Source organism: Arthrobacter sp. 2MCAF14 (assembly GCF_052115645.1).
Lineage (GTDB): Bacteria > Actinomycetota > Actinomycetes > Actinomycetales > Micrococcaceae > Arthrobacter.
In genome coordinates this window covers 1-6,716 of sequence record NZ_JBFRHB010000075.1, presented here as the reverse complement: position 1 = coordinate 6,716, position 6,716 = coordinate 1, and the positions used below count along the sequence as shown (strand labels likewise).

7 protein-coding genes are annotated in these 6,716 nt (G+C 62.1%); 1 reads left to right on the top strand and 6 read right to left on the bottom strand.

Going from position 1 to position 6,716, the window contains the following annotated elements; translation table 11 throughout:
* Positions 1-591 precede the first annotated feature (591 nt).
* The 4 genes from AB4074_RS24360 to AB4074_RS24345 all read right to left on the bottom strand — a co-directional run bounded on the left by AB4074_RS24360 (position 592) and on the right by AB4074_RS24345 (position 4,093).
* Positions 592-1,293, bottom strand: a complete 702-nt coding sequence (locus AB4074_RS24360; RefSeq protein ID WP_441415688.1) for an MFS transporter — start codon at positions 1,291-1,293, stop codon at positions 592-594.
* Positions 1,294-1,749: 456 nt separating this feature from the next.
* Positions 1,750-2,598: a catechol 1,2-dioxygenase gene (catA, locus tag AB4074_RS24355; RefSeq protein ID WP_441415687.1), complete on the bottom strand. Its 849-nt coding sequence runs from the start codon at positions 2,596-2,598 to the stop codon at positions 1,750-1,752.
* Between the two features lie 68 nt (positions 2,599-2,666).
* Positions 2,667-2,945 carry a muconolactone Delta-isomerase gene (gene catC, locus AB4074_RS24350; RefSeq protein WP_441415686.1) on the bottom strand — a complete coding sequence of 93 codons (279 nt, stop codon included), beginning with the start codon at positions 2,943-2,945 and terminating at the stop codon, positions 2,667-2,669.
* Between the two features lie 44 nt (positions 2,946-2,989).
* Positions 2,990-4,093, bottom strand: coding sequence for an enolase C-terminal domain-like protein (locus AB4074_RS24345; RefSeq protein WP_441415685.1), 1,104 nt, complete (start codon positions 4,091-4,093; stop codon positions 2,990-2,992).
* A 181-nt stretch (positions 4,094-4,274) separates the two neighbouring features.
* Here AB4074_RS24345 and AB4074_RS24340 point away from each other — a divergent pair, with 181 nt between their 5' ends.
* Positions 4,275-4,544: a hypothetical protein gene (locus tag AB4074_RS24340; RefSeq protein WP_441415684.1), complete on the top strand. Its 270-nt coding sequence runs from the start codon at positions 4,275-4,277 to the stop codon at positions 4,542-4,544.
* Between the two features lie 87 nt (positions 4,545-4,631).
* Here the strand turns inward: AB4074_RS24340 and AB4074_RS24335 are convergent, their stop codons facing one another.
* Together AB4074_RS24335 and hpaC are read right to left on the bottom strand one after the other, a co-directional pair.
* Complete coding sequence (locus tag AB4074_RS24335; protein WP_441415683.1) at positions 4,632-5,912, bottom strand: amidase; 1,281 nt, start codon at positions 5,910-5,912, stop codon at positions 4,632-4,634.
* Positions 5,909-6,424 (bottom strand): 4-hydroxyphenylacetate 3-monooxygenase, reductase component, encoded by a 516-nt coding sequence (hpaC, locus tag AB4074_RS24330; protein ID WP_441415682.1) that lies wholly within the window; start codon positions 6,422-6,424, stop codon positions 5,909-5,911. The genes AB4074_RS24335 and hpaC overlap by 4 nt, the downstream gene beginning before the upstream one ends.
* Positions 6,425-6,716 lie beyond the last annotated feature (292 nt).

Here is a 6,716-nt window from a genome sequence, read left to right as displayed (position 1 = left end):
ACGGTCCCGAGGACCTCGAGCACGTAGCCCAGGAACTCAATGCACGCCCACGCAAAACGCTCAGCTGGGATACCCCAGCCGAGCGCCTGCGTGACCTACTATTGACGAACTAGACACCATCGGTGTTGCAACGACCCCTAGAATTCGCCGTCAGAGGGGATTTTTGCTTTAACGTGCGTACATTCTCTTGGGTTAGCGACCTCTGACGCTGGTTCGCGGCTGTGGCCTGGCCGCCGCGGTGGCCTATGAAGGTGTGTGGGTAGCGGGCTCAGGGTCCTGGCGGGTGGGCCTCCGCCTGCTCTGGGCTGGGGTTATGCGGTTCCTCGTTCCGGTTCTGTCTGGTTGGTCGTGGATGGCCAACACCAGTACATGGTTCACGCTTCCGGGTACAACATGATGAAACCGGCTTTGGCGAAGGTTTCCTGGAAAGCTACTCCCGGTCGTAAGGGTGAGCTGTGCCCGTCCGCTTGTCCTGCCAAAGGGGGTGTGGACAGTGTCCACACTTACGTCTGCTTTATGGAAGTGCCTATGGCGGTCCGCCTCCGAGTTTTCGACGTGCATGCCGTCAATGCCCGTGCGGGCTCTCGGAGCTCACGGCACACCGCCGCGCTGGAAATGGCCGGCACCGTCCGCCACGCAGCCGCAGGCCGTCCTCGCCAACTGCAGCCCTGACCGGGTCAGCTCGGGGCCTCCGAACGAACCGCACACGTTTAGCAGTGCATGGCGTGACATCCCGGTACTTGTCAGCGCGGGAGTGCCTTCGACGACGAACATGGCACGCCACGACTCGACGCCGAAGTAGGTCTTGGGCGTCAGGAGCAGGCCGGTCACTGGCGAACCGAAGACGCTCGCCACGGTTCCCCCGAGCACGACGAGGGACAGTATTGTGCCGCGGAGCTGGCGGGGGATCCACAAAGCGAAACAAAGGATCATTCCTGAGCAGAACCGGGCCTCGGCTACGCTCAAGAGAATCCGAAGGACGTACAGGCTGGCTTCGCTGTCGACGAAATCAGTCGCTGCAGCGACGGCGCCCCAGCTGATCATGATGCGGGCGAGCCATTTCCGCGCCCCGACCTTGTATGGCATGAGGTTGCTAGAGACCTCAAACACTGCATAGCCAACGAAAAGCAGCCCCGACGCGATCCTGAAGCCGCTGTTGTCACGCCGAGAGCTTGTTTCATCTGCAACGTAGCCAAGCCGATGTTGGTCTTTTCCAATGAGTTGGGGAAATAGGCCATTGCCAGGATGGGCAGCAGCCGCAGCATGACCTTTCGGATGGTCCGCGCTTTCCATCCGCGGACAAGTCCGGGAATTGCGGCGATCGCCTCTGCCGCTGTATTGCGTGTCTCAGTCAAGCGTCACTCCTGCGTGTCATGGCCTACATTCGAGGCCTTGGAGGTATCCGAAAATGCCGTTCTTGATTGGTGCGGCAGGGCTCGTCCCACCGGCCGGCACGGAAACCCGGGACCCTCCCACCAGGCGGAGACGGCACGGCATCCCCTTGCTCGGCAGTTCCGAAAGTTCGAGGGGCGTTGAAGGGACCGGCTCCTCCTGGCGAGCGACGGATTTCTTCATTGGACTCGAGACTGTTTCATCGCAGACGGCAGACCGACGGCGCTATTTGTTGACGGACCCGAACCGCTATTCCACGAATGCTGCATGTTCAGCCAGGAAGAAAGTGCTGCAGACCATGGAGGCGTGCAGTTCGGACTTAGCCGGACTGCACGCCTCCATCGTAAATTCCGCCGACTACTCCGCTGAAGCGAGGACGAAGTCGTAGCTGACCTCGCGGCCCGTCCCGTCCGTCTTTTCCTTCGGCTCAAGGACGAGTTCTGGTTTGACGGCCGAGGCTATGTCGTCTGAAAGGTGCTCGTCGGCTGTGAAGTACAGCTGGGTGGTGATGAGCTGGTATCCGGGCGCGCTGACTTTGAGGTGGAGGTGCGCCGGACGCCAGGCATGCCAGCCGGCGGAGGCGATGAGCTGGCCGCAGCCGCCGTCTGTGGGGATCTGGTAGGGCGCGGGTTGCACGGTGTTGATTTGGTAGACGCCTTCGGAGTCGGCAATGACTGTGCCGCGAAGGTTCCATTCGGGAAGGCCCGGGGCGAATTGCGAGTAGAAGCCGAGGTCGTCCGCGTGCCAGATTTCGACGCTGGCGCCCGCGAGGGGTTCACCGTTGACGCCTGTGACGCGGCCTTGGAACAGCAACGGGGTACCGGGCTCGTCGTCGCGCATTGGAAGCATTGCCGGGGTCTCTAGAACAGGCGAACCCGGAATATAGTAGGGGCCTTCGATGGTTCCCTTGCTGCCTTCCCGGTCCGCGTTGGCGACTTCCTCGACGGCGTGTTCAATCCAGACGTCCAGGAAGAGCGGCCATTCGCCGTCTTCTCCTACCCTGATGAGCCAGGATTTCAGGGCGTTGTATTCGTCGTAGGTGACCCTTTCTTCCGTCACGGTGTCTACCAAGGCTTTGATGGCGCGTGAGGCGAGCACGTTGATGCGTTCGGTGCTGACTTCGGCGGCCACGGACTTGTCCGAGCGGAAGCGTTCGGTGGCGTTGGCGCCGGACGCGGCGGCTGTTGCGGTGATTTCGACAGACATGGGTTTGTCCTTTCATTGTCATTCCGACTCTGCAGTGAGGCGGTAGTAGCGGGGGGCAATCGAGGTCGTCAGGAAATCGATGACGGGTGTTTCGCGAGTGCGGTGACCTGGACGTCCATATAGGGGAACAGCGGAAGGCCCTGTAGAAGTTCGTGTAGCTCGTCGTTGCCGTCGACGTCGAAGATCGAGTAATTGGCGTATTGGCCCACGACCCGCCATAAGTGCGGCCATCGGCCGTCGCGTTGGAGGCCTTGTGAGTAGGCCTTTTCTTCCGCCTTGATGGCTGTGGCCTGATCTTCGGGCATATTGGCGGGGAGGTTGACGTCCATTCGGACCAGGTACAGCACGATGCTCCTTTGCATTCGGGGGATGGGTGGGCAGCCCCGGCCGGCTATTTGTCTTGCCGGTAGCGTGCGAGCTTGTGCTCGTCGATGTCAGCTCCGACGCCGGGGACGTCCCGGACACGGATTCGGCCGTCCTGGATGACTATCGGCTCGGCAAGGAGATCATCGAACATGTCAAGGAAATTGGAGAGTTCACCGGCACGCCGCGAGGTGGCCTCGTGCGCGGCGCCGAAGGTTACGGTGGCGATCGTTCCCAGCTGCGTGTCGATCTGGTTTCCCATCACGACGTCGACGCCCAGTCCGGTGCATAGGCCAAGGATTTGCTGTGCTTCGGTGAAGCCGCTGCGCGCGGTTTTGATGCTGATGGCGTTGCATCCCCCGGAGAGCAGCTCACGGGAGGCGTCTCCGGCGGTGGGGACGCTTTCATCGCCGACCACGGGTATGGGAGATTTCTCCACGAGCCGGCGGCGGCTCAGACCTTCCTTGGCGTCGCATGGTTCTTCCAGGAGGGACAGTCCCAGGCCGTCCGTGCGGCGCAGGACTTCGAGGGCTTCGTTGGCGGTCCAGCCCCGATTGGCGTCGAGGTACAGGTCGGTGTCCGGGTCCAGCCCGGCGCGCAGTACGCGGCATGCTTCGATGTCCAGCGACAGGGGGCGGCGCCCGACTTTGAGCTTGAAGGTGTTGATGCCGAACTCGCGCTGGAATCGTAGGGCCTCGTCCAGCAGTTTCTGCGCCGGTTGGAAGCCGAGCATGTGGCTGACTGCCATGGAGTCCGTGAAGCCGCCCAGCAGCCTGCTGACCGGAGTTCCCGTGGTTTTGCCGATGATGTCCCAGAGGGCGATGTCCAGACTGCCTTTGGCCACCTGGTTATGGACTGTCCGGGCGAGGATCTGGTGGATCTTCCCGCGGTCCATCGGGTCGAGCCCGGTAACGGCGGGAGCGAAGATCTTGGTGACCACCGAGACGATGGAATCCTGCGTCTCACCGTAGGTGAACGGGCGGGGTGGTGCGTCCGCCGTGCCTACCAATCCGTCGTCGGTGTGGACCCGGATGAGGACGTGCTCGGCGTCGGACACCCGCCCGCTGGCGAACTCCAAAGGCTTGGAGTAGGGGATCGAATAAGGGATCGCCTCTATGCGCTCAATCTTCACGGGGTGCCTTCTGAAATTGGAATGGTCGGTCACGAAGGCGATGCCTTCCCTCAATATCCTTACGTCGAATTCCGTGCCTGAAAATGCGAGGAAACACAGCCCGGCGTAAAGCTTTATGCCCTTCCGAGGTAAGGAAATCCCCCATAGCCTGCTGATAAACAACGTGAAAGGAGAACGCCCGATGGCCCATCCCACAAAACATGACCGGATGTTTCTGACCTGCTATGCGGACACCTTCGGTTACGGCTGGCACCACGTCGATCTGTTCGTCCACGACGAGAACGACCTGGAAGTGAACTGGGTTCACTGGCAAGTGGACCTGGACGGACCGGAGGCAGCTGACGCGGTAACCGCCCGGGTTGAGCCTCAGCTCAAACGGGTGTCCGAATGGAGGCATGGAATCAGCGCGAACGGTACCGAGTACTGGACTGCCGACGCTGCGTGGGCTTGATTCCGAGGCGCAACCAGGGTGTGACCGAGCTATGAGGAAGGTCCCGTTTGGAAATCCAAACGGGACCTTCCTCACGGATCTGTTGGGCTATCGGTCGGCCAGAGAAGCTTCAAGCCGCTCCGCGATGGCGAAAAGGCGGTGTTCGCGGCCGGGGGCTCCGATGAGCTGAATGCCGAGAGGCATTCCCGCGGAGTCCTTAAGACCGGGGATGGTGATGACCGGTAGGCCCAATGCCTGCCAGGGCCGGCTGAGCACTGGAATGCCCGTAGCTTCGATGCCGACGGGAGCTGCGCCCAACGCGGCCGGGCCAAGGATCGCATCGAAATTTTCAAGGGCCGACTCCACGGACCTGCGGGCACTGGTAATCCGGAGAAGCGCTGCCACATAGTCGGCCTCCGATGTGTCGGCGCCGCTGGACAACAATTCGGCCAGCGTGACGCTTAGCAGGTCTGACCGTTGCAGCTCCCAAGCGCGCTCGCGGGCTGCTTCGAAGGCCATGACGGTGGCGTGGTCGTTGGCCAGTTGATGGACAACATCATGATCGGTCCATTGTCTGCATTGGCCGCCTTCGCGGTTCACCGCGGCCGCGGCAAGTTCGACGGCGGCTCCCATGTCCGTGGAGACCTCGCCAAGGCCACTGCCGTTCCACAGCAGGAGGCGCGGGGAATCGCCGCCGATTGTATTCGCCGAGGGCGGTGCCATGGGGGTCAGGGCGCTCCAGACTAGATGTAAATCGGCCACTGTCCGTGCCAGGAACCCGAGCGAGTCCAGAGAGGGACTCAGCCCGGTGACGCCGCTCATGGAGAACTGTCCCTTGGCGGCGACGAACCCTGCGACCCCGCAGAAAGAAGCGGGTCGCGTGAGGGATCCTGCTGTCTGCGTTCCAATGGCCAATGGGATCATCCCGGCGGCGACGGCGGCCGCTGATCCGCTGGATGAGCCGCCGGGGGTGTGGGCCGGATTGGCAGGGTTGCGCGTGGGGCCGGGAGCGAAGTAGCCGAACTCGGTGGTGACGGTCTTGCCCATGACCACGGCACCTGCCTGCCGGAGAAGCTTCACGCAGTCGGCATCCGCGTCAGCCGGTTCGCCACCGCGTAGTACGCTGCCGCAGCGGGTCGCCAGCCCCTGGACGTCGATGAGGTCCTTGATGCCGACCGGTATTCCCCAAAGCGGACCGCGTGCGCCTGCCGCGCGTCCCAGGTCTCGGGCAGCGATGCGGGCACCGGCCGTGTCGATTTCCACCCAAGCCCGGATCTCGGGTTCCGCGGCCTGCGTACGCTGCAAGGCCTGCTCGACGGCGGCGCTTGGCGTCACTGCGCCGGAAGACAGGGCCTCTGAGAGCTCGCGGAGCGAGCCGCCCGACCTCAAGCGACGAGCTCCTGTGTTACGGAAAGGCGATGAAACTGCCTCTTGAAGTAGATGAGGCTGTCACGCTCCTCCTGGACCTCAACACGGTCCACCTGGACGAAGATTACTGAGTGCGATCCCTGGACAGAGCGGCCGCTGATCCGGCCCACGATCTTGACCAGCGCGTCACGCAGCACGGGAACGGCTTCGGCGCCCTCTTCCCAGATATCCCAACCGAAGCGTTCCTCCATGGGAACTCGCGTTGCTCCGGAGAAGTGGCGGGCGAGTTCCTCATGTTCGCCGCTGAGGACGTTGATGCACACCTCGCCATTGCTGTTGAAGATATCGTGTGTGGCGCTGTTCTGGTTGACGCAAACCAAGACCGTGGGCGGGGAGTCTGTGACGGAGCAGACGGCGCTGACTGTAATTCCCACGCGCCCGTGAGGACCGGCGGTGGTCACCACGTTCACAGCCGCCGGCAGGTGGGCCATGGCAGACCGGAAATCTTTCTGGATTTGCGTGAGTTCAGGCATTTCTCTTCTCCAACTGTCGTGACCGCTAATTCCGGTCAGTCCATGAATCCTTGTGATAGGAATCTATGGTGGACTGGACTTAATGGGTATTGCGATTTGTCCCACACAATTTCAGAATTCACTTCAGAGCCGTAGGTAGTTTCTTTAGACGATATGAAGTGGAACGGGTCACCTGCCCGTCCGGGGCAGTCCATTATCGCCGGGCGGTCCTGCGGCGCCGGCGTGAGCTGATTTGGTTGCCCTGACGCGGGGATCGGCGCTGAAGGACCTGTTCCCGGCGGTGATGTCCTTT